The organism is Niallia circulans (assembly GCF_003726095.1).
GTDB classification, from domain to species: domain Bacteria; phylum Bacillota; class Bacilli; order Bacillales; family Cytobacillaceae; genus Niallia; species Niallia circulans_A.
Window position 1 is genome coordinate 1056138 of the sequence record NZ_CP026031.1, and the last position, 21439, is coordinate 1077576.

At 35.1% G+C, this 21439-nt stretch carries 27 protein-coding genes; 22 read left to right on the forward strand and 5 right to left on the reverse strand.

Translation table 11 applies throughout. The features are described from left to right. Positions 1 to 19: 19 nt before the first annotated feature. Positions 20 to 787 (forward strand): GNAT family N-acetyltransferase, encoded by a 768-nt coding sequence (locus C2I06_RS04885; RefSeq protein ID WP_123257573.1) that lies wholly within the window; start codon positions 20 to 22, stop codon positions 785 to 787. A 93-nt stretch (positions 788 to 880) separates the two neighbouring features. Here C2I06_RS04885 and C2I06_RS04890 read toward each other — a convergent pair whose 3' ends face one another. The 3 genes from C2I06_RS04890 to C2I06_RS24870 form a co-directional block, all read right to left on the reverse strand. Further along, positions 881 to 1657, reverse strand: coding sequence for a class I SAM-dependent methyltransferase (locus C2I06_RS04890; RefSeq protein ID WP_123257574.1), 777 nt, complete (start codon positions 1655 to 1657; stop codon positions 881 to 883). 257 nt (positions 1658 to 1914) lie between these two features. Further along, on the reverse strand, positions 1915 to 2694 hold the full coding sequence (locus C2I06_RS04895; protein WP_123257575.1) for a DUF7683 domain-containing protein: 780 nt from the start codon (positions 2692 to 2694) through the stop codon (positions 1915 to 1917). Between the two features lie 207 nt (positions 2695 to 2901). Next, positions 2902 to 3051, reverse strand: a complete 150-nt coding sequence (locus C2I06_RS24870; protein ID WP_163185526.1) for a hypothetical protein — start codon at positions 3049 to 3051, stop codon at positions 2902 to 2904. Between the two features lie 158 nt (positions 3052 to 3209). Here C2I06_RS24870 and C2I06_RS25745 point away from each other — a divergent pair, with 158 nt between their 5' ends. The 13 genes from C2I06_RS25745 (at position 3210) to C2I06_RS24875 (ending at position 14540) form a co-directional block, all read left to right on the forward strand. Then, complete coding sequence (locus C2I06_RS25745) at positions 3210 to 3344, forward strand: hypothetical protein (RefSeq protein ID WP_275068588.1); 135 nt, start codon at positions 3210 to 3212, stop codon at positions 3342 to 3344. Between the two features lie 399 nt (positions 3345 to 3743). Then, complete coding sequence (locus C2I06_RS04900) at positions 3744 to 4115, forward strand: GntR family transcriptional regulator (protein ID WP_047940229.1); 372 nt, start codon at positions 3744 to 3746, stop codon at positions 4113 to 4115. A 5-nt stretch (positions 4116 to 4120) separates the two neighbouring features. Then, positions 4121 to 4987 (forward strand): ABC transporter ATP-binding protein, encoded by an 867-nt coding sequence (locus C2I06_RS04905; protein ID WP_095328393.1) that lies wholly within the window; start codon positions 4121 to 4123, stop codon positions 4985 to 4987. Then, on the forward strand, positions 4980 to 5585 hold the full coding sequence (locus C2I06_RS04910; protein WP_123257576.1) for an ABC-2 transporter permease: 606 nt from the start codon (positions 4980 to 4982) through the stop codon (positions 5583 to 5585). Before C2I06_RS04905 ends, C2I06_RS04910 begins: the two co-directional genes overlap by 8 nt. A gap of 409 nt (positions 5586 to 5994) precedes the next feature. Next, a complete protein-coding gene (locus C2I06_RS25445) occupies positions 5995 to 6756 on the forward strand; it encodes a GAF domain-containing protein (protein ID WP_123259117.1) in 762 nt (253 codons plus the stop codon). Continuing rightward, complete coding sequence (locus C2I06_RS04920) at positions 6639 to 7748, forward strand: sigma-54-dependent transcriptional regulator (RefSeq protein ID WP_249928307.1); 1110 nt, start codon at positions 6639 to 6641, stop codon at positions 7746 to 7748. Before C2I06_RS25445 ends, C2I06_RS04920 begins: the two co-directional genes overlap by 118 nt. Before the next feature lie 350 nt (positions 7749 to 8098). After that, positions 8099 to 9064, forward strand: coding sequence for a thiamine pyrophosphate-dependent dehydrogenase E1 component subunit alpha (locus C2I06_RS04925; protein WP_095328396.1), 966 nt, complete (start codon positions 8099 to 8101; stop codon positions 9062 to 9064). Between the two features lie 23 nt (positions 9065 to 9087). Continuing rightward, positions 9088 to 10119, forward strand: coding sequence for an alpha-ketoacid dehydrogenase subunit beta (locus C2I06_RS04930; protein WP_095328397.1), 1032 nt, complete (start codon positions 9088 to 9090; stop codon positions 10117 to 10119). A gap of 14 nt (positions 10120 to 10133) precedes the next feature. Further along, positions 10134 to 11372: a dihydrolipoamide acetyltransferase family protein gene (locus C2I06_RS04935; protein WP_123257578.1), complete on the forward strand. Its 1239-nt coding sequence runs from the start codon at positions 10134 to 10136 to the stop codon at positions 11370 to 11372. A 252-nt stretch (positions 11373 to 11624) separates the two neighbouring features. Continuing rightward, positions 11625 to 13025: a dihydrolipoyl dehydrogenase gene (gene lpdA, locus C2I06_RS04940; protein ID WP_123257579.1), complete on the forward strand. Its 1401-nt coding sequence runs from the start codon at positions 11625 to 11627 to the stop codon at positions 13023 to 13025. A 262-nt stretch (positions 13026 to 13287) separates the two neighbouring features. Next, positions 13288 to 13605, forward strand: coding sequence for a HesB/IscA family protein (locus C2I06_RS04945; RefSeq protein ID WP_164463626.1), 318 nt, complete (start codon positions 13288 to 13290; stop codon positions 13603 to 13605). A gap of 371 nt (positions 13606 to 13976) precedes the next feature. Next, the gene (locus tag C2I06_RS04950) at positions 13977 to 14366 is read left to right on the forward strand and encodes a VOC family protein (protein ID WP_095328401.1); all 390 of its coding nucleotides are present in this window, start codon (positions 13977 to 13979) and stop codon (positions 14364 to 14366) included. 12 nt (positions 14367 to 14378) lie between these two features. After that, entirely contained in the window at positions 14379 to 14540 is a 162-nt protein-coding gene (locus C2I06_RS24875) for a hypothetical protein (protein WP_164463627.1), read from the forward strand. A gap of 77 nt (positions 14541 to 14617) precedes the next feature. Here the strand turns inward: C2I06_RS24875 and C2I06_RS04955 are convergent, their stop codons facing one another. Continuing rightward, a complete protein-coding gene (locus C2I06_RS04955) occupies positions 14618 to 14854 on the reverse strand; it encodes a hypothetical protein (RefSeq protein ID WP_095328402.1) in 237 nt (78 codons plus the stop codon). 183 nt (positions 14855 to 15037) lie between these two features. Here C2I06_RS04955 and C2I06_RS04960 point away from each other — a divergent pair, with 183 nt between their 5' ends. From C2I06_RS04960 to C2I06_RS04990, 7 genes are all read left to right on the forward strand, one after another. After that, the gene (locus C2I06_RS04960) at positions 15038 to 15553 is read left to right on the forward strand and encodes a GNAT family N-acetyltransferase (RefSeq protein ID WP_171509583.1); all 516 of its coding nucleotides are present in this window, start codon (positions 15038 to 15040) and stop codon (positions 15551 to 15553) included. Positions 15554 to 15630: 77 nt separating this feature from the next. Beyond that, a complete protein-coding gene (locus C2I06_RS04965) occupies positions 15631 to 16359 on the forward strand; it encodes a metallophosphoesterase family protein (protein ID WP_123257580.1) in 729 nt (242 codons plus the stop codon). Between the two features lie 39 nt (positions 16360 to 16398). Next, positions 16399 to 16605: a hypothetical protein gene (locus C2I06_RS04970; protein WP_123257581.1), complete on the forward strand. Its 207-nt coding sequence runs from the start codon at positions 16399 to 16401 to the stop codon at positions 16603 to 16605. A 244-nt stretch (positions 16606 to 16849) separates the two neighbouring features. Continuing rightward, entirely contained in the window at positions 16850 to 17326 is a 477-nt protein-coding gene (locus C2I06_RS04975; RefSeq protein WP_123257582.1) for a DUF2975 domain-containing protein, read from the forward strand. Between the two features lie 10 nt (positions 17327 to 17336). After that, the gene (locus C2I06_RS04980) at positions 17337 to 17555 is read left to right on the forward strand and encodes a helix-turn-helix domain-containing protein (protein WP_095328405.1); all 219 of its coding nucleotides are present in this window, start codon (positions 17337 to 17339) and stop codon (positions 17553 to 17555) included. An 86-nt stretch (positions 17556 to 17641) separates the two neighbouring features. Next, complete coding sequence (locus C2I06_RS04985; protein WP_123257583.1) at positions 17642 to 18397, forward strand: undecaprenyl pyrophosphate synthase; 756 nt, start codon at positions 17642 to 17644, stop codon at positions 18395 to 18397. A gap of 127 nt (positions 18398 to 18524) precedes the next feature. Further along, positions 18525 to 19121 carry a class I SAM-dependent DNA methyltransferase gene (locus C2I06_RS04990; protein ID WP_123257584.1) on the forward strand — a complete coding sequence of 199 codons (597 nt, stop codon included), beginning with the start codon at positions 18525 to 18527 and terminating at the stop codon, positions 19119 to 19121. 22 nt (positions 19122 to 19143) lie between these two features. Here the strand turns inward: C2I06_RS04990 and C2I06_RS04995 are convergent, their stop codons facing one another. After that, a complete protein-coding gene (locus C2I06_RS04995) occupies positions 19144 to 19329 on the reverse strand; it encodes a hypothetical protein (protein ID WP_095328408.1) in 186 nt (61 codons plus the stop codon). Between the two features lie 588 nt (positions 19330 to 19917). Here C2I06_RS04995 and C2I06_RS05000 point away from each other — a divergent pair. Beyond that, positions 19918 to 21438: an NADH dehydrogenase subunit 5 gene (locus C2I06_RS05000; protein ID WP_123257585.1), complete on the forward strand. Its 1521-nt coding sequence runs from the start codon at positions 19918 to 19920 to the stop codon at positions 21436 to 21438. Position 21439 lies beyond the last annotated feature (1 nt).

A 21439-nucleotide genomic window follows, 5' to 3' on the forward strand; every position in this document is an offset into this window, starting at 1 on the left:
TTGCAAAAGGTGTTGTAATATGATTAAGGTACCAATAGATCAGTATTCTATAATAAAAAAAGAGATTAGGGAAGCTCCAACATTTGCCCATAGTATATTAGATTTCATGATAGAGGGTACTGTATACAGTGATTGTACGAATTATAATTCATTGCTTTTTCAAGCAGCTTCAGGCTTGTTTTTTGTGACAGGTAGTCCTTCGAACGAGCTATTTATGGAGCATTTAATTGATATTTTTGAGAAAACAGTTTTAAAGGGTAATAGATTTACGTTATTTTCCAATGAAATCGTATGGGAGCAGGCAATAGAGAAGTTTCTAAATAAGCGAGTAAGAAGAATCGAACGTATTGCTTATTCCTTTGATTTACCAACATATATTAATAGAACAACAATAGCTAGTCCGTATGATGTCTATCGAATTAATTCTTGCTTAATTGAAAATAGTTTAGAATTCAATGAAAAATATTATGAGGAGTATTGGGATTCTAAAGAGAATTTTCTTCAAAACGGAATTGGTTTTTGTGTGAAAGATAAAAATCGGATAATTGGGGAAGCGGTTTCTATTTTTAAATCTAATAACTATGCAGAAATAGATATAATAACAGAACCAGCGTACAGAGGAAAAGGGGTTGCAAGTCTTGTTTCGCAACGATTTATAGATTATTGTCTTTCTATCAATATTCATCCGCGATGGGATTGTGATGTTGATAATCGTGCATCCGCATATTTAGCTAATAAATTTGGGTTTACCAATCCTAAAAAATACGCTATTTATATAAAAGCATAGTTGTGAAAATAATATTTCTACACATAATAGAGTTTTGCCAGCCAGCTATTCAAAGAGAGCGAGGAAAACCTTCTGTTTCCTCGCTAGACTCTATTATTCTTTCACGCCAATTATTCGAATCCTTTTATAGTCAGCCATCCATTTTCCATCAATATATAAAGTATCCTTTACATTTCTTTCAACCTTTGCAATGATTTCGTTCTTAGCTTCTGTTGGAATATTATGAAACAGTTGGCTTCCAAACATGTCAATCCAATTTCTTAAGCCATTTTCCCCAATTAAGGGAGTTGATCGATCAAAGTGTTGTGCAAAGGTAACCCGGAATCCGACTTTTTCCATTAAATTTGAATACTCCCCGACACTTGGGTAAAACCAAGGGAAATGCTCTGCGCTGAACGGGAATCCTGCTTGCTTTATTTGCTGTATCACTTCATTTGTTATTGTTTCTACATTGCCTTTTCCGCCAAATTCAGCAACAAATCTTCCACCTTGTTTTAAACATTGGTAAATACCTTTTAATGCTTGGATTGGAGGGTGTACCCAATGGAGAGTGGCATTAGAGAATACAGCATCAAACTCATTTAGATAATCCAAGCTTGTAGCATCACGAACCATAAAAGTTAGACTAGGGTATTTATTAAGAGCTTGGTTTATCATATTTTCTGATTTATCAATACCTAATATTTCTACCCCATATTTGTGGATGGTATTTGTTAAATCTCCTGTCCCACAGCCAAGGTCAAGAATTTTCTCTCCTTGCTTTGGAGCTAATAGCTCGACTAAATTATTTCCGAATTTTGAAACAAAGGAATGTTTATTATCATATAAACTTGCATTCCAATTATCGGTTTCACTTTGATAGCTTCCCATTCTCCCACTCTCCTTATGTATATATTTGTAAGTAGAATTATAATGGAAAAAAGGGATAAAGGGAATTATAAAATAAGTATTTAACAACGAAAGTTATGAATAGGGAAGCTAATATGGATGTACTTTTGATGATGTTTTTCCAAGTTGAAAATGGCGATGGATTTAGAATAGAATAACGGTGACTGAAAAGGAGATAAATTATAAGAAAAGAAACGGGCATTAAAAAGAGGAAAACGTCGAATTCCTCTTCTTATGGCTTAATAGCCAGCCCAAAGACTATAGGCATATTTGTTTATGTTCATGGTGTGTTGCAAATGTTTTTGGAAAAAATCCAATTGTCCTTCGTTGATATCAAAAGTTCCAACAATGGGATGTTCGCTTGATAAATTAAAAATGCTTCGATACTCAGCAAGTGGAATAGCTGGAAGTTGTTCTTCTCCTACAATTATCATGGAGGGATCGTTGATTTCATACCATTGTACTTGCCTGATCGTTTCTTCCTCGGAAAAATAGTATGGTGATTGAAATGCTTCCACATAAAGTCCGTTCCTTGTCGCATAATCGATAGCAGATGGGCAATTAACGTAAGAACCTATGTACATATAGTAATCCCATCCAAAATGCACAAAGAATTTATCTTTAGCATATAACTGACATTCTAGGAAATTTCGCAATACCATTTTGCAAATAAGGCGTATTTCATTCCTCTCTATAAGCATGTCTTCTTGTAGCACTAACTGATCGAATGCAGCTTCATATAAGGAAGCGGTTAAATCTCTTTCTGAGACTTCCTGTTTTGTTAGGTTTAAAATTCTTAATGAATGAATCCCGCTTTCTTCCAAGAATTTCATAACAGCCTCAACATAAGCATTCTCGACTTGAAGATATTCATCTAAAGTGAATTTTTTACCGTTAATGATCTCTCCAATCTGGGTAGGGGAAGTCCATTCCTCCGTTAAGGTAAAGTAGCCATTTTCATCCCGAAACGCTGGATTGTATTTTGTCACACGCCACTGATATTTTATGTGATTAATCATCCTGCACCTCCTCAAATAATTATTATCATAACAGTAAAGACAATGAAAAGTTATTTATTAGTTACTAATATATAGCCTTTTCTTAAAAGGAATAAACAACAGGAAAGGAAATAACTCTTCCTTTAACAGCAAATGACAGACCAAGCTGTGTTATTTGGTCTGTCATTTGGATATAATTTCTCTGTTAAAAATTGAAACTTCCTTATCCTATTTCTGTTTTTTGCCGGTTTTAGCTGCTTCTCTATTTGGAACAGATTGAGGGGAATGATGTTTTTCACTTCCACCATTTGGCGGCCCATATGTATGAGCATCATCCGTAATTTTGGCACCTTCTAGAAAATTATCCTTAGTTTTCATGTATTTCACCTCCGTTTGTAGTATGTGTCTTGTCTAAAATATTATTTATTTGCTGGGAATCCACTTAGTATTAACAGAGTTTTCTTCTCCTGTTGAGTGAAACTAATTCCATTCTGAATCGTATATATAGATAACAATGGGAAGACAGGAGTGAGAGTATGATGGAGATAGTTTTATCAATAGTAGCTGTAATCATACTTGTTATTTCAGTAATTAGCGTGATTAAACAAAGAAAAAAAGCAGGTGTAACTGGATTTAAAAGTATGTTGACACCAATTTCCTTTTTCTTATAAGTATAAACTGCTTATTAGCCATTTGGTTTAAGTATATGGGACTTGCTGTTTGGCTCATTAATGTAGTTTTGTTATTGCTGGCAGCTTATTGCACAAAATATTTGCCGGAAACTAAAAAATGAACGGGAAATACGGCGAGCAATTTTTTACAAAGAGCTTATGTTGATAATCTAATTATCGCATAAGCTCTTTTTTTCCTTTATTCACTTAGATAACAAGAAAATTCATTTTTGGAATAGCCTAAAAATAGATGTTTAAAAATTCGCTAATCCTTAGTAAATAATCTTATAACATAAATAATGTAAATGGTGGTTGCACTATATAGTAACTTTGTATATAATGTGTATATAGTATATATACATTATATTAAGTGTGAAAGATAAAAGAAGAGGGATAAGCATGCAAATAATTATTTCAAACAGTTCAAAGGAGCCGATTTATGAACAAATTACCAATCAAATTAAGTCGTCTATCTTAGCAGGGGAACTAAAGGAAGGAACAGCGCTGCCTTCCATACGCAACTTAGCTAAAGACTTGCAGATAAGTGTGATTACAACAAAACGAGCATATGAAGAATTGGAGAAAGCTGGTTTTATTTACTCGATTGTTGGTAAAGGGTCGTTTGTGGCTGAGCAGAATTTAGATGTAATCAGGGAGAAGAAATTGAAGGTTATTGAAGAACAGCTAAGTGCTGTTATCGCCAATAGTAAAGAAATCGGCTTGCCGTATGAGGATTTACTGCAGTTATTCAATATTTTGTATGAGGAGTGAGAAGAATGGAAAATGTGGTAGAGCTAAGGAATGCCACGAAGAAATTCAAGGGTTTTTCTGTCAATAATATAAATTTAGAAGTGAAAAAAGGCTTTATAACGGGTTTTATTGGCGAAAATGGAGCTGGGAAATCAACTACGATTAAGATGATGATGAATTTATTAAAGCCAGATGCTGGCCAAGTGAAACTCTTTGGATTAGATTATCAAACACATGAAAAGGCAATCAAGGAACGGATTGGCTTTGTATATGATGGCAATGTATTTTTTGAAGGACTGAACTTAATCGATATAAAACGCATTGTGGGACCTGCATACAAGCAGTGGGATGATAGATTATTTTATCATTATGTAGAAAAATTTGAGTTACCACTAAAAAAAGCTATTAAGACTTTTTCAAAAGGAATGCAGATGAAGGCATCTTTAGCAATCGCTTTATCCCATCATGCCGAATTAATCATTATGGACGAACCTACAGCAGGCTTGGATCCTATCTTTAGGAGAGAACTGTTGAATCTGTTACAAGAGTTAATGGTCGATGGCAATCGTACTCTGTTTTTCTCCACTCATATTACTACAGATTTAGATCGTATTGCCGATTATATTGCCTTCATACAAAGAGGAGAATTGATTTTTAATCAATCAACACTGGATATCACAGAGAACTATGCAGTTGTTAAGGGAGGGCTGGATTTACTGGATAGAGACACAGAAAAAAGCTTTGTTCATCTAAATCGTGGTCCAACGGGGTTTGTGGCATTAACAGATGATCGAAAAGAAGTGGAACAGGTATTTGGTGAGAGTGTTGTGATCGAACATGCGACATTAGAAGATATTATGTACTACACAAAAGGAGGAATGCAATATGTTTAATTTAATAAGACGTGATGCAATCCTTCAGAAAAGGCAACTCTTAGTATTTATCCCTTTTATCATATTTTTTATTGTGATGAATTTAGACTCTGTTTACATTTTTCTCGTCGCTAGTATTTTTATCCCGTTTAATGCATATGCATATGATGAAAAAGCAGAGACAAATATATTATTAAATTCCTTACCTTATACACGAAAGGAAATCATTGCATCACGCTATATTGGGGCAATTGTGTATATGTTAGCATCTATTCTACTAACAAGTGCAGCCTTGTTTCTTTTTAATAAACCATTTACACTTACAGATATTGTCGTTGGGAGTGGTTTTTTCTTGCTGTTTGCTGCTTTCACCTTTCCATTGTTCTATATGCTTAAGCCTGGCTATATTACAACAGTGGTTATTATCAGTTTTCTTGTATTATCAGCCATAGGCCCTAGAATCGTTACCTTTCTAGGGGAACATTTAACCAGCATAACAGGTTTTATTATCAATTTATCCCTTCCAACTTTATATACAGGAGCGACCATTTTTATTCTTGTTGTCTATTTAGCCTCATGGGGAGTGGCGACAGTGATTTACCAGCGAAAAGTGTTTTAATATAAATCCCTTCAATATCCAACAAAAATGTAGGTACAGCACTATAACAGACTGAAAAACTGGAGAAGCCAGTAAGTGAAAGAGAAGTTATCCATCAGTGGGGGAAACGAAAGTCTCCATTGATGGGAATTTCTCTCTTTTTTTCAATATAGATTGCTCTATACCTACAAGCTAATGTTTTGTAAGGTTCCAAAATGTCCATTAGAAGCTTGAAAGGAAATTGCGATATTAATAATCAATTGGATCAGAGATCACTCTTGAAATAAGAAAATTTTTTGGGTAAGACAAATCCCTTTTTAAAATGTAAAAAAGTTACCAAGAGTAAGAACGGAAACCTTTTACTAAAAAAGTACTCCTGTTATAATACAAATAAAGATTCTATGTAATAACTAGAATAAGGGGGATACTTATGACTGGTAAAATAGATACAAAGGAAGTGTGGACTCGGTTTATTCAAGAAGGATCTTTAGAACCAGCAAATTTAACACCAGAGATTGAAGAATCTTGGCATCTTTGTCGGCAAAAAGGCTTGAACCCACATGATGGAATAACTGATTGTATCTTGACCCCAGAGGAATTCGAAGAAAGATTGGTAGAAAATGAATTATTGATTACTTTAGCTAAGCAAAATGTTAAGCGTTTACAAAAGTTTCTGCGAGGCTGGCGTTTTGTTATTATTTTAACGGATAGAGATGGGTACATATTATATAAAGAAGGGGAAAGTTCAATTAACATTGCAGCAGAAACGATCCGATTCAAAGAAGGAGCAAAATGGGGAGAAATAGAAGTAGGAACAAATGCAATTGGTCTCGCGGCAAGATATAAAAAACCCATGATGGTTAGAGGGTATGAACATTTTTCGAAAGCATCCCAACAATGGAATTGTTCCGCCGCACCAATTTTTAACCAGCATAAAGATATGATAGGAGTTTTGAATGTATCTAGTCTCTATCAATCTATTAACCAGCCATATGTGTTAGCATGTGTTAAGCTTATTGCGGATTCCATTTCACTTGATTGGAAAAAAAGATGCACGAGGATATGGAGTTTTTGCTGCGAACAACTTTCCAAAGCACTGGACAATACATTGTTTGTACCATTGATAAATACATTTGTGCCCTTCCAAAAAATCTTCAGCAAAAATATCAAAAGTGGATTGGCACATCATTAAGTCGATTCGCGCAAGAGACTGGCGCAGTATCTGCTGTACATATCCCAATTATGCACCAACATCGACTCATTGGATATCGAATACCTCTCCGTGCGGAAACAAGCTTTGTTTTAAATGGAAGTAGAGGAGTAAGCGAAAGTTATAAGCAAGTGATGGAATCTATTAAAAATGTCGCACCCACAGATACTACGGTGCATTTAATAGGAGAAACAGGAGTTGGCAAAAAATTTCTTGCGAGTTGTATTCATGAAAATAGCCCAAAATCCACGTCCCCTTTTTATAAATTACACTGTTCGATGCTAACTAAGGATATTCTTCAAAGATTTCTTTCTACAGATTTGCAACGTTTGACTAAGAAAAAGCATCAAGTGGTTGAGGAAGCAACGATTTTTTTGGAAGAGATAGGAGAACTGTCGATTTCCTCTCAGCAAATGCTGTTAACCATCTTACAGGAAAAGGAAAGGGAATATCATAAATCTTATCGTTTTATCACATCTTCCACGAAAGATATCCGTGATCTAGTAGAGCAGGGGATAATAGATCAGGATTTATTCTACTATATTTATGCCTATCCCATTTATCTTACTCCTTTGCGTGAACGAAACGAAGATATAAATGCTTTGATTGATTACTATTGTGACAAAAACAATTGGCATCCGGAGTGGAGAATAAATTGGAAATTACTATTTTCAAAGGGACAATGGTATGGAAATGTTCGCGAATTATATAATGCTCTCGATCGATGCAGAATTTTATATAAAGAGGTTGCGCCAACTGAAGAACAGTTGTATGAGCAAGTAATGATCGCGGAAAAACATATGCAAAAATCGTACTATAGAAAGGATCCGAAGACTAAATTTGAAATTCAGGCAATTACAAACGCATTAAAAAAACATCATGGAAATGTATCAGAAGCAATAAAAGAACTAAATATGTCTCGTGCAACACTATATAGAAAAATAAAAAAATATCAACTAAAAAATTTTTTATAAATGTTCACATTCTCAGTTTGGGAAATAGTGAGACAAAAGTGAGACAAAATTACATGATTGGAGAATAAATAAGACAACCGAAATGGTGGTCTTTCACATTCTCCAATCTTTTTTTTGTTTAATGATAAACAGGTTTTTGCAAAGTAATTATTGACTAAGAAAATGTGCGTCTTTTTTTAAACAAAATGATGGTGAGAAAAGTGAGAAATAATGAGAAAATCTGTCTCATTTTAGTAGTTGAAAAATACGATATATATTGATTTATCAATGTTTTAAGCGCTTTCAAAAAATAAAAATATGTTGTATCATCGAAGTGTGTTAATACTGGAATATAGAATGGAGGAAAGAAAATGAAGAAAGAAACTGCTTATTGGGCCTATACGAAAATGAATGAAATTAGAAAGTTTGAAGATCAAGTTCATAAGATCTTTTCAACCGGGGCTATCCCAGGTTTTGTTCACTTGTATGCAGGAGAAGAAGCAATTGCTGTTGGTGTATGTGCACATTTAACGAATAAAGATTATATAACGAGTACACATAGAGGTCATGGTCATTGTTTGGCTAAAGGCTGTGATTTAAATAGTATGATGGCAGAGATTTTTGGAAAAGAAACAGGGATATGCAAAGGCAAAGGAGGTTCTATGCATATTGCTGACCTTGACGTTGGCATGTTAGGGGCTAATGGCATTGTTGGTGGAGGATTCCCCCTTGCAGCTGGTGCCGCTTTAACAGCCTATGTTGAGGGAACAGATAGCGTAACTGTCTGCTTTTCTGGAGATGGTTCCAATAATCATGGAACATTTCATGAAGCAATAAACATCGCTTCTATCTTAAAGCTGCCTGTTGTTTTTGTAGTAGAAAATAACGGTTTCGGGGAAGCCACTCCATATCATTATTCTACTTCCTGTAAACAAATTATTGATCGTGCACCTGGCTATAGTATTCCAGGAGTAAGAGTTGATGGAAAAGACTTAGTAGCTGTTTATAATGCTGCTAAAGATGCAGTGGAACGAGCTAGAAATGGAGAAGGTCCTACTCTTATTGAAGCGGTTACGTATCGAAATTATGGTCACTTTGAAGGAGATGCCCAAAAGTATAAATCGGAAACAGATCGTGAGAAGTGGCCAGTAGATGAAGACTGTATCGAAATCTTTAAATCGTATGCTTTTGCGAATGACTTGTTAACGGAAAAAGAAGTGGAACAGATTGAGAACGAAGTGGAAAAGGCAGTGGACAATGCAGTAGAATTTGCAAAAAATAGTAAACAGCCTGACCCATCCATGTTATTAGAAGATGTGTATGTCAACTACAAATAATAAAAGAATGAGGTGAAGGAAGAATGGGAAGAAAGATTACATTTTCACAAGCTATCAATGAAGCAATGGATATTGCTATGGAGAGAGATAATAAAGTTATCTTAATTGGAGAAGATGTTGCGGGTGGTGCAACTGTTGACCACTTACAAGACGAAGAAGCATGGGGTGGCGTTTTTGGTGTTACCAAGGGATTAGCAAATAAATATGGCCGTAAAAGAGTTATCGATATGCCGATTGCAGAAGCTGGATATATGGGAGCAGCTGTAGCATCAGCAGTTACTGGTTTACGTCCGATTTCAGAATTAATGTTTAACGACTTTATTGGAAGCTGTTTAGATGAAGTGCTTAATCAGGGAGCGAAAATGCGTTATATGTTTGGTGGAAAAGCAAGAGTGCCTTTAACTATTCGTACAAACCATGGCGCTGGTGCAAGTGCGGCCGCACAGCATTCCCAGACTTTATATGGTATGTTTACCGCTATTCCAGGTTTGAAGGTAGTTGTGCCATCTAATCCATATGATGCAAAAGGTTTATTACTTTCAGCAATTGAAGACGATGATTTAGTTGTATTCTTTGAAGATAAAACTCTTTATAGCATGAAAGGGGAAGTGCCGGAGGGATACTATACCATTCCGCTCGGAAAAGCAGAAGTGAAGAGAGCAGGTAGTGATCTTACCATTGTGGCAATTGGAAAAATGGTCCATGTTGCGATGGAAGCAGCAGATATTTTAGCAAGTAAAGGAGTGGAAGTGGAAGTAATCGATCCACGTTCATTATCTCCACTGGAAGAAGAACCAATTTTAGATTCTGTCGAAAAAACTGGAAGGCTAATTATTGTCGATGAAGCAAATCCACGCTGTAGTGTAGCAACCGATATTGCAGCACTTGTCGCTAATAAAGGATTTGATTATTTAGATGCTCCAATTAAAACAATAACGGCGCCACATACTCCAGTTCCATTTGCAACTAATTTAGAGCAATTATATATACCAAACGCAGAAAAAGTTGTCAATACGGCATATGAATTAATTAATGAATTAACTTTAGCTCGATAAGTGGAGGTGAAAATATGTCAACTGCTATTGTGATGCCGAAATTAGGAATGACCATGAAAGAAGGCACCATCGTGGAGTGGTTAAAACAGCCTGGAGAATCCGTCACGGAAGGGGAAGGAGTGGCTGTTATTAGCTCAGAAAAACTTACAAGTGAAGTAGAGGCACCATCAGATGGAGTACTTCTTAAAATTATCGAAGACGTCGATAATGAAGTAGAAGTTGGAAAGCCAATTGGAATAATAGGTAATGAAAAGGAAGCGGAAAGTGAAAGTAATCATGATGTTAAGGAAGGAAAAGATTCAACGTTAGAGGAAAAAGAGCCGGCACAACAAGAGGCGGAAGTGAAAGTGAAAGATACAAATAAACGAATTCGGATCTCTCCTGCTGCAAGAAAACTTGCCCAACAATTGCAAGTGGATACACAAAAAGTTACAGGAACAGGACCAAATAATCGAATCACGCGAAGAGATATTCAAGCATTTGCTGACAAGCGTGGAGAAGAAAAAGTACCAACAAAACCAAAAGTGGAGCAAGAAACTTCAACTGTTGTACAACCAACAGGCGTAAACGGTGAAAAATTATCTGTTATGCGTCAAACCATTGCAAAACGAATGCAGCAAAGCCTGTTTACAACTGCACAATTAACATTGCATCGAAAAGCAGAAATTAATGCCCTGCTAGATTTTCAAAAGGATATTAAGAAACAAGTAATGGAAAGTGAACTTGATGTCCGATTAACTTTAACGGTGCTTATTGCCAGAGCCGTTACATTAAGCTTGCGTGATAAGTCCTTTATGAATACTCATTTAATTGATGACAAATTATATTTATTTGATGAGGTGCATTTAGGAATTGCCACATCTTTAGATGCCGGATTAGTCGTCCCGGTAGTAAAAAATGCAGAACGGCTTCCACTCGGGGAATTAGCAAAAGCTATATCGTCTGTAACGGAAAAAGCAAGAAATGGACAATTACCAGGAAATGAACTAACGGGATCAACTTTTACTATTTCTAATTTAGGCCAACAGGGAATTGAATATTTTACCCCAGTCCTAAATACCCCTGAAACAGGAATTCTTGGTGTAGGAACATTTATCGACGAATTAAAACTAGAAAATGGAACAGTAAAAACAGTGAAAAAATTACCTTTAAGCTTAACGTTTGATCACCAAGTGCTTGATGGAGCACCAGCAGGAGATTTCTTGAACCGAGTTGTTTATTATCTAGAACATCCATATTTACTAGTGTTATAGATAAAAAGAGTGTAAAAAGTAGATAGGCACACAAATGAAAAATGATTGCAGCTCTATACCTGTTAGGAAGCAATATTTATTGAGTGTTTGAGAAAATTTAAGAAGCGGAGCAGTGCGATTTTTCTCTGTGATCGTGCTGCTAACTTAAAAGACAAATTCAATATGATTGCTTTGGTTCGAAGCATGGATACTAATTGTCGGCAATAGGCACCATTTTTCTGTTGCCTCTCTGTAGAAGGAAGGGAATCAAGAATGAAAAAATATGATGTCGTAGTCCTAGGTGGAGGTACGGGAGGGTATGTAGCAGCAATACGTGCTTCTCAAAAAGGAAAGACAGTTGCAGTAATAGAAAAGGATAAGCTCGGTGGAACTTGTCTTCACCGTGGCTGTATTCCAAGTAAAGCATTATTGCGTACAGCAGAAGTATTTACTACATTTAAAAATGCTGCAAGCTTTGGAGTAGAAGTAAGTGGAAATATAGCAGTGAATTTTCAAAAAGCGCAAAAAAGAAAAGAAATGATTGTGCGCCAATTAGAAGCTGGAATAAAAGGATTGATGGCGAAAGGGAAAATTGATGTCTATGAAGGGACCGGTTTCTTTCACTCTAATTCCATTTTAAAAATCACTGATCGAGCAGGAAAAGAAACAAGTATTGAAGCAAAAAATACAATTATTGCGACAGGTTCCAAACCAAGATCCTTGCCAGGCCTAACATTAGATGAAAAGCAAGTTCTTTCATCAGATGGGGCGCTGTCACTTAAAGAATTACCTAAAAGCATCATCATTATTGGTGGAGGGGTTATTGGCATGGAATGGGCCTCTTTACTTAATGATTTCGGTGTAAAAGTTACAGTTTTAGAATATAGTCCGCGAATTGTCCCGACAGAAGATGAGGACATTTCACAAGAATTACAAAAAATTTATACAAAGAAAAAAGTACAGATTGTAACCAATGCTTTAGTTGATGCAAAGAGTTGTAGATTAACAGAAAAAGGGGTGCAAATTAGCGCCGAAGTAAATGGAAAAAAAGACATCTTTTCCGCAGAAAAACTGCTTGTCTCCGTTGGAAGAAGTCCTGTAGTGGAGGGAATTGGTTTAGAAAATACCGCAATTAAACTGGAAAAAGGCGCAATCGTTGTAGATGAAAATTGTCGTACACATGATCATAAAATATTTGCAATTGGAGATTGTATCCCAACACTTCAATTAGCCCATGTTGCCATGCATGAGGGTATTCTCGCAGTGGATACAATTGTCGGGGAAGAAACATATTTGATTCCATATGAACAAATACCCCGTTGTATTTATACCGCACCGGAAATTGCAAGTGTAGGGATATCTGAAGCAACAGCTAAAGAAAGAGGATATGAAGTCAAAGTTGGATATTTTCCGTTCCAAGCAATTGGAAAAGCACTTGTTCATGGAGAGAAAGAGGGGTTTACCAAGATAATTGCCGATAAGAATACAGATGATATTCTGGGGTTAACGATTATTGGGCCACATGCTACAGATTTAATTGGCGAAGCTGCATTAGGTCAAATGCTCGAAGCAACTCCTTGGGAAATTGCCCATACCGTTCATGCCCATCCAACCTTATCAGAAGTATTAGGAGAAGCTGCTTTGGCAGTAGATGGTTTATCACTTCATATGTAATGACAATTGGCTAATTTGTACGATTTGTGTGGATAATATCAATCGCAATTAGCCATTAACCTGTGCAGAATAGTGTCTGCACAGGTATCATATCGTTTGCGGATTGTGAAAAAAGAAAAGTAACATTAAAACAATGGTTTCCACTCTTTCTAGCTACTGAAAGCAGAATTTTTGCAAGAAACCATGTCATCCGTTAAGCTGAAAGTAAGTTTATTTCCATTCTTATATATATAAGAATGTTACAAAGGCAGGAGATGGCATGATGAAGGTTACAATCACCGATGCAGCTGTTGAGAAATTCCGTAGCTATGAAGTTCCTGAGGGTGCAGTTTATCGATTAAGTACCATTTTTAGTGGCGGCTGCAGCTATGTTTACAATTTTGATTTAGCGGTTGATTTTCCACAAGAAGAGGATAAGGCATTTGAGGATAATGGTTTAACGATTTATTTAGATCCATTAACGATTAAGCATATTAATGAAGATTTAAAGTTCGACTATGTGCAGGGAAAAGGCTTTCGTTTAATTGGACCAAGTGAAATTTATTCTTTCCATTTGGAAGTAAAGCAAAAAGCGAAATAAGGTTGAAAACCGATCAGGTCCTCACATTGGGTCTGATCTTTTTTGTTTAGCGCGATGAAACTATACCTCTCTATTTTCATATAAGGATATAAAGTGGGGGATTAGTTAATGGTTATGTATTTCTTGATGCTATCGTTAGGAATCATTATTCTATTGTTTTAATGTGTTGAACATTAAATTTATATAGTTAAAATAATTTAGTAATTTCTATTCTAACTTTTATTCTTTTCGGTATATACTTATTTAGAGGAATAGTGTCGCAGTACTTTTTAAGTTGATATACCATTATAAATGGAATTATTTATGAACAAAGCATTAGATAAGAATGAACCATCATTTCGTTTTATAATAATAAAAAGGAAGTGAATCGCTTGATTAAATACGAATCCCTTCATCATGTAAGTCTTACTGTAACCGATTTAAAAAAGGCTAAACACTTTTATGAGAAAATATTATGCCTAAAAGAACTTCCCCGCCCTAATTTTGATTTTCCTGGTGCCTGGTACCAAATACAGGATCAGCAACTTCATTTAATTGTCTATCCAAATTCCCAGACAATTCGCAAAGATAAATCGATAAACAGTCGGGAAGGGCACTTTGCTCTCCGAGTTGAAAATTATTATGATACGCGTAGTTGGTTAAAGAAGCATAACGTGGAATTTTTAGAAAAGCCTTATGGAATAAGCGGATTTGCCCAAATATTCTGTGCAGACCCAGATGGTAATTTGATTGAACTGAATGTGGATCAGAAAGATTTATAAGGACAAAATGCCATGAAAATAGATAATGGGAAACAAAGAAAAATACAAGCTAAATATAGAGAATTACAAAATGAAGATAATAAAAAAGATAATATTACGGAAAAGATTGCAATTGTTTTTAGTTTGCTCTTTCTACTTATTATGTTTTTGAATGTGTTTATAAAGTCATTTTAAAATGTATTGCCCATCAGTAATCTGTACATTAAATAGAAAGAAATAGGGTGAATTAATTTATCCCTATTTCTTTCTATTTAAAAAGCAAACATCACTATGATAGATGTTAAAACAAATAAACATAATAATCCAACAAATAAATAGGCCGATATTTTTACAAACTTTGGAAAAGAGTTAATGTTATAGTTTGTAACTCCTATTTGGTCGCCTGTTGCTTTTTGCAAATGAGCAAATTCTTTAGGTACAAAAATTTCATCGTCATTTGAGAAATCAGCGTCATTCTTCTGTGTTTCATGTGTTTTTATTGTCCTCACCACTTTTCGTTCCTATTTTATCTTTTTGTCATTACTTCAAACTTGTATGGATTATTATGACTTAATTATATCGTTATTTCCTTTTAATTGGAAATTTTTCTGTATTATCTTCTGATAACAGTGACTAAGAAATCTGATTCTTCTCAATCAGTAAAAGGAAATAGCATGGAGGCGGGGATTTTAATGGAATTAGTAAGACCATCAAAGAAATATAGCAAACAATTAATGGAATATAGATCAGCTTTTTTACAAATAGAAGAACAGCCATATGGTGGAAGCTCTTTGCAAAATTATACAGATTTTCATGAATGGCTTAATAAAGTAAACAGCCAGGAAAAAGGTGAAAACCTCCCACCTAATCGGGTTCCTGCCACTCAATTTTTAAGCATAAAGAATGGGGAATTAATGGGACTTATTAATATCCGCCATCGATTAACACCAGAACTATTGATGGAGAGTGGGCATGTTGGCTATAGTATCCATCCAGCCAAACGAAGGAAAGGGTATGCGACAGAACAACTGCGACTTAGTTTACTAGAAGCAAAAAAGCTTGGTTTAAATAAAGTGCTAGTAACCTGCGATAAAGAAAATACCGCTTCTGCTAAAACGATTCAAAAAGTTGGGGGAGTGTTAGAGAATGAAGTAATTTCCACAGATGGGAAGGAGATTGTTCAGCGGTATTGGATTGAAATTAGGTAAAGTTATACTAACATTTTTATCCTAAGTGTGATGATTTTTCTATAATATTTACTTAACTCTAAAAAGGAGGAGACTATATGTATAGAATAGCAATCATTTCAGATATTCACGGGAATATATATGCATTGAAAGCGGTACTTAAAGATATGAAAGAAAAATCAGTTGATTTCATCTATTGTCTTGGTGATATGATTGGAGTCGGTCCATACTCGAATGAAGTATTACATTCCTTATTCGAATTGGATAATACGGAAATATTAACTGGTAACCATGATGAATCTGTATTAGCAATACTTAACAATGAACCTTATCCTAAAAGCAGATTCCATGTTATTCCACACCATCAATGGATTGCAGAAAGGTTAAATAAAGAGTATATTGATAAATTGAAGAAACTGCCTCGAATAATTAATCCTACTTTCCATGAACAAAGTTTTCATTTCATTCATTACCCAATGAAACAATCCATATATAATATGCATATAAGTAAAGATCCTTTTGATCGAATTGGTATACCTTCTTTAGAAAATTTTTCTATCCTAGATGGACTTGATTTTGCCTCTTTAGTCTGTTTTGGACACTACCATTGCTCCCATCAATTTTTAAGTAAAAATAAAACCTTTTATAATGCGGGTTCTCTTGGTTGTTTCAATCAGCCATTTGCTCGATATGGAATTATAGATATTAGGGAGAGAGAATTTAATATTATGCAACAATATGTTCCATATGAATTTCATACTTACATAGATAAGATTAGAAACGCAAATATGCCTCGTAAGGAGTCAATCCTTGCTATGTATGAGTAAATGACCAAAATCACATAGCAAGTTTGAGAGGGGATACAGATGAAAAAATATATGATCGAACAAATAAAAAATCTAATGAACTTTGAGTTAGATAGTCTAGTAGAGCAAAGCAAGGAAGAAGGCTTTCGATTTGTTGAAAGATTAGTGACAGATTATAAAAATGAAGTTAATACCTTCAGCAATTTTGGTGAGATATTATTTGGTGTATATGATGAAGAGGATTTTCAAAGAGTAATCTTTATTTAGAAGCAAGTCACTTTATAGAGTAAAAAAGATAAAAAAAACACCAGTCCACTTCGCTTCGGAAATGGACTGCTTTTTTATTGATAGGAGCTTATTTTAGCAAAAAAATGAATTTGAATATGGTTTGAAATAATCGTTCAACCTGTTTATCAATAAAAAAAGTATAAAAATGAATAAAAATTTATTGTAAAACGATAAAACATGTGGTAAATTTCAATAAGATAATATATAGAAGAGGTGTTTTTTTATGAAAAGAGGAACTACCCTTTTTTTAAGGGTTGCTGTTGTTCTTATTGGAATTCCAGTTCTTGCTTTAGGATTATGGGGAATGTATGGCTTGGCTAAAAACCCAGTAAATCCAGATTATGCACATATACTATATCCGATTGTATTGGGAATCTATCTATCTGCAATCCCATTTTATATGGCACTTTATCAGGCTTTTAGACTTTTGGGGAATATTGATAGGAATGAAGCATTCTCTGAAATGTCTGTTAAGGCATTAAGCCATATAAAGAAAGATGCAATCAGCATTAGTATCTTATACGTTCTAATGACGCCTTTTATTTTTCTCTTAGCTCAGACAGACGATGCTCCAGGTCTTATCCTATTTGGAATGATTCCGATTTTTGCTTCCATTGTAATTGCGGTGTTTGCAGCTGTTCTACAAAAGCTTTTACAACAAGCGATTGATATAAAATCAGAAAATGAGTTAACAGTCTGAGGTGAATGAAATGGCAATTGTAATTAATATTGATGTGATGTTAGCAAAAAGGAAAATGAGTGTAACTGAACTTTCAGAGAAGGTTGGAATCACAATGGCGAATCTATCTATTTTAAAAAATGGAAAAGCAAAGGCTATTCGACTTTCAACACTAGAGGGGATATGCAAAGCTCTAGAATGTCAACCAGGAGATATTTTAGAATATCGTAAGAGCCAAGAAAATGAATAAGTAAAATTGCAAAGGCTATTTGAAAAGTATTGTGACGTATTTTCTAACATAGAGAAATTAAAAACATTTCGGAAGGAGGGAAAGGAATGAAACTACCTTTTTTCAGCAAGAAACAAGCAGCAGTATCCGACCTTTTTCTGAACGAAACGATACCGGAACATGTTGCCATCATTATGGATGGAAACGGACGCTGGGCAAAGAAAAGAGGAATGCCTAGAATTGCTGGTCATAAAGAAGGGATATCAACTGTAGTGAAAATTGTAAAGACCGCCGTTAAATGGAAGGTAAAGGTTCTTACGCTATATACATTTTCTACAGAAAATTGGAAACGACCAAAGACAGAGGTTGAGTTCATATTGAGGCTTCCTAAAGAGTTTCTATCTATATATCTACCAGATCTGATAGCTAGTAATGTTCGCATAGAATTAATAGGAGATATCGAAAAGCTTCCAGCACATACCCGTGAAGCTGTTGAGGACGCAATCGAACGTACGCGTGATAATGACGGACTTTTGCTGAATTTTGCGCTTAACTATGGAAGCAGACAAGAGATTTTACATGCGATGAAAGAGATATTTTTGGATATTAACAATGATGAATTTTCGCTACAGGAATTGGATGAACAGAAGTTTTCAGACTATCTATATACAGCTGATATGAAGGAACCAGACCTCCTTATTCGAACAGGTGGAGAAAAGCGAATAAGTAATTTCCTCCTATGGCAGCTGGCATACACAGAATTTTGGTTTACGGATGTATTATGGCCAGATTTTTCGGAGAAGGAATTTCTATATGCGTTGGAAGATTTCTGTAAACGAAAAAGACGCTATGGTGGATTATAGGTGGAAGGAATATATTGTGGTAATAAATAACGATTATGCTATTGGGAATTATATAAAAAGTGCAACCTCAAATAATACTTTGTTATATTGATATAATAAACGATCGATAAAGTAGGGAGACTGGAAAATGGAAACGAATGTTTTTGAACAGCTGGCCAAAAGATATGATACAGAAGAAAGAAGAGAATTAGCTAATGTGATTGTGAAGGAAGTAAGAAGAGAACTTGAAAACAGTACATCTCTATCTTTAATGGACTATGGGAGCGGAACTGGTCTCGTTAGTTTAGAATTATCGGATTTGGTAGCTTCGATTTTGTTAGTAGATTCATCCGAACAGATGCTGGAGGTTGCCCAAGCAAAAATAGCTAATAGAGGAATTATGAATGCAGATATCCTATATTCTGATTTTACGCAAGACACTCCGAAACATAAGGCAGACGTTATTTTAATGTCATTAGTTCTTCTTCATATCCCAAATACTAAGAAGATTTTACAAGCGTTATTCCAAATTTTAAATCAGGATGGCAAATTAATTATCATCGACTTTGAAAAAAATGATAAAATAAACCATCCAAAAGTGCATAACGGTTTTACAGAGGAAGAATTAAATGAAATATTGTCGGAAGTAGGTTTTCGTTCATCAAAAAGGAAAACATTTTATCAAGGTAATCGTATTTTTATGAATCAAGATGCTTCTTTGTTTATTTCCAGCAGTATAAAGTGAGTTTCAGATGTGGAAGCATCGGCTAAATAGTTTCTCTCTTTTCCTGTTCTGCTTCGTGATATTCGTCTGGCAGATCACTAAGGTAGAGAACGTTGCTTAAAAGTTTAATATCACTATGTATTTGCTTTTTAAGTTGTGCATCTTCACATTTATAATAATCAGCCATTAAACGTTTGATTTCGTTACAAATAAGTTCGATTCGGAGCATGATACCGATCCCTTCGAGTATGATAGACTATACTAATTATGTACCAATTTACTAATGAATGAAAGTGTTAAGTGTTATTTAGTTGGTAGAAGATAAAAAAGAAATCGTATCCGAACGTGAATCAAGTTTTAGCATGATCGGATGAATTACCTTCTCTCCTTTCCCATGAATTAATTTGATTTTTCTTCGCAGATTAGGCTTTCTTATTGACAAATATAAAAATTTGACATATCTTATAGTTAGTTTCATACTTAGTTATAAATTAATTTTCGCTTAAAAATTAAGACTTTAGCATTCTTTTAATAATGATATTGACTGAATGAAAAAGTAACTTAATAAAGTAAGGAAAAGTGATTTGATAAATAAGTATCCTAAATTATTGTATGAATGTCTTTTATTAATTAAATGAAAATATAAAACCAAATAGAGGTAGCTCTTCAAACAATTCGATGTAATTAGTTGAAGAGAAGCCGACAATTTTTTGAGTTCTCATGATTTGCAGATCATGGTGAATTTAAAAGATTGTCGGCTTTTTTATTGGAAAAATGAAAGGTTTTTTGAAGTAAGTTAGTTAAAGGAGTTTTTAAAATGTTTCTTTTGCACAGTATGCCATCATTACTGTTAGTGTTTTTTATGATGATTATTGTTTCGATGCTGAGTGGACTATTATTTTTGCATCAAAAAGTGCCATTAAGCTATGTAAGGATTCATATCTGGATTGTGTCTTTACCGCCTTTGTTCGCTTTAATCGCGCTTGCGAATCCGAATGGAGCAGAAAATGCAGGTCCTTTTCATATGGATTCCTTGGCTTGGCTGATGACTTTTTTTGTTCTTGTCATTGGTTTAATTGTTCAACGTTTTTCAATCCGCTATTTAATGGGAGATCGATCTTATCGTAAGTATTTTACCCTTTTCACTTTTACCACAACTGCCGCTTCCATTGCTTGGCTAAGTGGAGATCTGCGATGGTTGGTTCTATTCTGGGGAGTAACGCTAGCAGGATTAACCTTACTTATAAGATTAAATAATGGCTGGAAAGTAGCTACTGAGGCTTCTAAATTATCTGGTTATCATTTTTTAATCGGTTGGGTGTCCTTGTTATTGGCAGCAGTTTGGTTATCTCACAGTACTGATTCTTGGCAATTATCAACCGCACTATCGATTGAAAATCTAGCTGGAATTTCGGCATGGGAAAGAACTGGAATTAATTTATTGATTGTCCTAGCGGTTATCATTCCAGCAGCCCAATGGCCTTTCCAAAGATGGTTAGTAGAGTCTGTTGTGGCACCAACACCTGTTTCAGCGATAATGCATGCAGGAATTGTCAATGCAGGTGGAATCATGCTTACTCGTTTTTCTCCACTATTTAATGGCGATTTAGCTCCCACTATTTTATTACTAATATTTGCCGGGATATCTGTCTTGGTTGGTACAGGAATTAGTTTAGTACAAGTTGACTATAAACGTCAGTTAGTTGGCTCGACGATTGGACAAATGGGTTTCATGCTCATTCAGTGTGCCTTAGGTGCCTATGTTGCTGCCATTATCCACCTTATTCTACATGGTTTATTCAAAGCGACGCTATTTTTACAGTCGGGTTCAGCAGTGCGACGAAAGGAAGAGTCTAGTTACAGAAAAACACAGCCCGCTTTTTTATGGACGATCGCAGGGTGGATTTTAAGTTTTGCTGTGGGGCTAGTTTTTTGGCTTCAAGCACCAAGAGAAGGCTATCAAATAATTAGTGCGTTAATTTTAGTTTGGTCTATTTCTATTTCTTGGCGACAGCTTGTTGCTTTTGGAGAAGGGAGCATTGGCCGGATTGCTGGTTTAATTTTTGTAGGAGGAACCGCTGCTATTTATTCTTTTATTCATCATTTTTTCTATGACATATTACAGACTGCTGTTTTCCAAGGTTCGCAGCCGCCATTAGCTGTTGTTCTTATCGTTGGTTGTCTTTTATTAGTTGGCACTGTAATAGGGGCGATCGCTGCTAGAAATCGTTCGTCCATCTTCTTTACTGTCCTATATCTTTGGTTAGTGCGATTAGGAGAAGCAAAGCCAAAAGCAGTAGAAAGTCATCCGAGCTATCTAAAACAACAATTACCATAAA

Bases quoted from the DNA above. Each gene is read 5' to 3' on its own strand.
- C2I06_RS04895 (WP_123257575.1), bottom strand. From the start codon at position 2,694: ATGATTAATCACATAAAATATCAGTGGCGTGTGACAAAATACAATCCA.
- C2I06_RS25445 (WP_123259117.1), top strand. From the start codon at position 5,995: ATGACTGGTAAAATAGATACAAAGGAAGTGTGGACTCGGTTTATTCAA.
- C2I06_RS04905 (WP_095328393.1), top strand. From the start codon at position 4,121: ATGGAAAATGTGGTAGAGCTAAGGAATGCCACGAAGAAATTCAAGGGT.
- lpdA (WP_123257579.1), top strand. From the start codon at position 11,625: ATGAAAAAATATGATGTCGTAGTCCTAGGTGGAGGTACGGGAGGGTAT.
- C2I06_RS04890 (WP_123257574.1), bottom strand. From the start codon at position 1,657: ATGGGAAGCTATCAAAGTGAAACCGATAATTGGAATGCAAGTTTATAT.
- C2I06_RS04960 (WP_171509583.1), top strand. From the start codon at position 15,038: ATGGAATTAGTAAGACCATCAAAGAAATATAGCAAACAATTAATGGAA.
- C2I06_RS04910 (WP_123257576.1), top strand. From the start codon at position 4,980: ATGTTTAATTTAATAAGACGTGATGCAATCCTTCAGAAAAGGCAACTC.
- C2I06_RS04980 (WP_095328405.1), top strand. From the start codon at position 17,337: ATGGCAATTGTAATTAATATTGATGTGATGTTAGCAAAAAGGAAAATG.
- C2I06_RS04930 (WP_095328397.1), top strand. From the start codon at position 9,088: ATGGGAAGAAAGATTACATTTTCACAAGCTATCAATGAAGCAATGGAT.
- C2I06_RS04885 (WP_123257573.1), top strand. From the start codon at position 20: ATGATTAAGGTACCAATAGATCAGTATTCTATAATAAAAAAAGAGATT.
- C2I06_RS04985 (WP_123257583.1), top strand. From the start codon at position 17,642: ATGAAACTACCTTTTTTCAGCAAGAAACAAGCAGCAGTATCCGACCTT.
- C2I06_RS24870 (WP_163185526.1), bottom strand. From the start codon at position 3,051: ATGAAAACTAAGGATAATTTTCTAGAAGGTGCCAAAATTACGGATGAT.
- C2I06_RS04945 (WP_164463626.1), top strand. From the start codon at position 13,288: ATGAAGGTTACAATCACCGATGCAGCTGTTGAGAAATTCCGTAGCTAT.
- C2I06_RS04925 (WP_095328396.1), top strand. From the start codon at position 8,099: ATGAAGAAAGAAACTGCTTATTGGGCCTATACGAAAATGAATGAAATT.
- C2I06_RS25745 (WP_275068588.1), top strand. From the start codon at position 3,210: ATGATGGAGATAGTTTTATCAATAGTAGCTGTAATCATACTTGTTATT.
- C2I06_RS04965 (WP_123257580.1), top strand. From the start codon at position 15,631: ATGTATAGAATAGCAATCATTTCAGATATTCACGGGAATATATATGCA.
- C2I06_RS04900 (WP_047940229.1), top strand. From the start codon at position 3,744: ATGCAAATAATTATTTCAAACAGTTCAAAGGAGCCGATTTATGAACAA.
- C2I06_RS04995 (WP_095328408.1), bottom strand. From the start codon at position 19,329: ATGCTCCGAATCGAACTTATTTGTAACGAAATCAAACGTTTAATGGCT.
- C2I06_RS04975 (WP_123257582.1), top strand. From the start codon at position 16,850: ATGAAAAGAGGAACTACCCTTTTTTTAAGGGTTGCTGTTGTTCTTATT.
- C2I06_RS04970 (WP_123257581.1), top strand. From the start codon at position 16,399: ATGAAAAAATATATGATCGAACAAATAAAAAATCTAATGAACTTTGAG.
- C2I06_RS04990 (WP_123257584.1), top strand. From the start codon at position 18,525: ATGGAAACGAATGTTTTTGAACAGCTGGCCAAAAGATATGATACAGAA.
- C2I06_RS04935 (WP_123257578.1), top strand. From the start codon at position 10,134: ATGTCAACTGCTATTGTGATGCCGAAATTAGGAATGACCATGAAAGAA.
- C2I06_RS05000 (WP_123257585.1), top strand. From the start codon at position 19,918: ATGTTTCTTTTGCACAGTATGCCATCATTACTGTTAGTGTTTTTTATG.
- C2I06_RS24875 (WP_164463627.1), top strand. From the start codon at position 14,379: ATGAAAATAGATAATGGGAAACAAAGAAAAATACAAGCTAAATATAGA.